This is a genomic window from Arthrobacter crystallopoietes BAB-32, from assembly GCF_000328305.2.
Classification (GTDB): Bacteria; Actinomycetota; Actinomycetes; order Actinomycetales; family Micrococcaceae; genus Crystallibacter; species Crystallibacter crystallopoietes_A.
In genome coordinates this window covers 1-2,187 of record NZ_ANPE02000291.1, presented here as the reverse complement: position 1 = coordinate 2,187, position 2,187 = coordinate 1, and the positions used below count along the sequence as shown (strand labels likewise).

General features: G+C 70.5%; 3 protein-coding genes. All 3 read right to left on the bottom strand.

The genetic code is table 11. The annotated features are described in order from the left end of the window. Positions 1-1,215, bottom strand: a 1,215-nt coding sequence (locus tag D477_RS20095) for a heavy metal translocating P-type ATPase (RefSeq protein WP_005274773.1), incomplete at its 3' end; no start/stop codon positions are given. Between the two features lie 29 nt (positions 1,216-1,244). Then, on the bottom strand, positions 1,245-1,685 hold the full coding sequence (locus D477_RS20090) for a hypothetical protein (RefSeq protein ID WP_005274772.1): 441 nt from the start codon (positions 1,683-1,685) through the stop codon (positions 1,245-1,247). Positions 1,686-1,724: 39 nt separating this feature from the next. Next, positions 1,725-1,961 carry a cation transporter gene (locus D477_RS20085; protein ID WP_005274770.1) on the bottom strand — a complete coding sequence of 79 codons (237 nt, stop codon included), beginning with the start codon at positions 1,959-1,961 and terminating at the stop codon, positions 1,725-1,727. Positions 1,962-2,187 lie beyond the last annotated feature (226 nt).

Sequence of the window (2,187 nt, the reverse complement as noted above, 5' to 3'; positions counted from 1 at the left end):
GATGATCAGCACCGCGATGGCGGTTCCGATGGCCAGCGTCAGCCGGCCGGTCTCCTGGCCGAACAGCGCCCAGCCGGCGAACGTGGCGGCGGCGATGACCAGCACGGCGGGCACGAACCAAGCCGAGACCTTGTCGGCCAGCCGCTGCATCGGGGCGCGCGAGCTTTGGGCGTCTTCGACGAGCCGGATGATCTGCGCCAGCGTGGTTCCGGCGCCGACGGCGGTGGCGCGCAGCACGATGGACCCGGTCCGGTTGACGGTAGCGCCGATGACGGCATCCCCGACGGCCTTGTCCACCGGAGCGCTTTCCCCGGTCAGCATGCTTTCGTCGACGCTGGAGGCGCCCTCGGAGACCACGCCGTCCACCGGAATCTTCTCGCCGGGGCGGACCCGGACGAGGTCGCACAGGGCCACCTCGTCCACCGGTACGTCCGCCTCCACGCCGCCGCGGATGACGCGGGCCGTCTTCGGAGCCAGGCCGACCAGCGCCGTGATGGCGGCCGCCGTCTGTTTCTTCGCCTTGCCCTCCAGCCAGCGGCCCATCAGCACGAGCGCCAGGATCACCAGCGATGTCTCGAAGTACACGTGCAGCGGCAGGCCCCAGCTTTCCGCCAGCCCCGGCCAGAGCGTCACGAAGGCGCTGTAGCCGTAGGCGACGCCGGTGCCCAGCGCTACGAGCGTGTTCATGTTGGTGCTGCGGTGTTTGGCGGCAGCCCAGGCCGCCGCGTAGATCCCGCGGCCGGCCCAGAACTGCACCGCGGTGGCGACGGCCAGCAGCAGCGGCATCAGCCAGTCCATCGCGTCGATCGGCAGCGGCACGTACATCAGCACCATCAGGCCGAGCCCCGCGGCGAGCGTGACCTGCCACTTGCGCTTCAGGCCCGCCAGCTCGGCATCGCGCAGGGCTTCCTTCTCCGAGGCAGCGCCGGCTGCGGGTGCTTCCTCCGAGGCTTCCGCGGCTGCCGCCGGCCCCGCCTGCGCCTCCGGTGCCGGCCGCGGCGTTCCCGTGTACCCTGCCGCTGCCACCGCGGAGGTGAGATCCGCTGGGTGGAGGCTGCCGGCGTCGTACTTTACGGTGGCAACCTCGGTGGCCAGGTTCACCTGGGCGGAGGCGACGCCCGCCACCTTGGTGAGGGCCTTCTCCACGCGCCGCACGCAGGAGGCGCAGGTCATGCCGCCGATGTCGAGGGTGCATTCGGCCAAGGTGGTGGTCATCGTCGGTCCTTTCGTTAGGGTGCGGCGGTTCAGTGGTGGTGGCCGTGCGGGCGGGTGTACTCGGCGCGGCGCAGCAGCATCGCCAGCGCCATGGCCGGCAGCATCAGCACGTGGCCCAGGGTCATCAGGGTGTGGCCGTCGATCAGCCCGGCCCAGAGCGGGAAGAAGAGGGCGATGAAGGGCAGGTACATCGCGGCGGCCATCTCCGTGATCGGGGCCCAGCCGTGCCCGCGGAACTTCATCCAGGCGGACATGGCGATGGTCATGTTGGTGGCCATCACGAGCGAGCCGAGGTCCGGGCGGTCGAAGAGCGCGGCGACGCCGAGCGCATCGAAGAGCCAGTTCCAGACCGGCGCGAGGGCGACCATGCCGACGATCATGGCGGCGACCATTTCGAGGTAGTGCCGGGTGAAGTTCCAGATTGCCGAGCGGCGGGTGACGGCGGGAGCGGTCAGTTCGGTGGTGTGCATGGCGGTTTCCTTTCGGGGGTTGTGGAGGGGAGGTTGCGGTCAGGCGAGGAGGTAGCCGGCTTCGTCGACGGCGGCGGCGACGGCGTCGCGCCGCAAGGGGGCACTGCTGGCCACGGTCACCGTGCCGTCAGCGGGATGGACGACGACGGTGCTGACGCCGGGGAGCTTGCCGATCTCGCCTGCCACTGCGGTGTGGCAGTGCGCGCAGCTCATGCCGGCGACTGTGTAGGTGGTGTGGATCAGCTGCTCTGCGGTGTTGGCGGACCGGGTGTTCATGGTGGCTCCTGAGGATCGGAACGGTTGTTGACGGTTCGATCGTGCCGCCGGGGGCCGGTGCTTCGGACCGGTGGAATTGCCGGGTTTCTGCAAGCCCGGCGTTGCTACACTCATGCCGTGGTTCACGGCAGGGGGCAGGAGCAGGCCGCGATTGCGGCGGTGATCGATGAGGCGCGGGCCGGACGCGGCGGGGCGCTGGTGGTGCGCGGGCTGCCCGGCGTGGGCA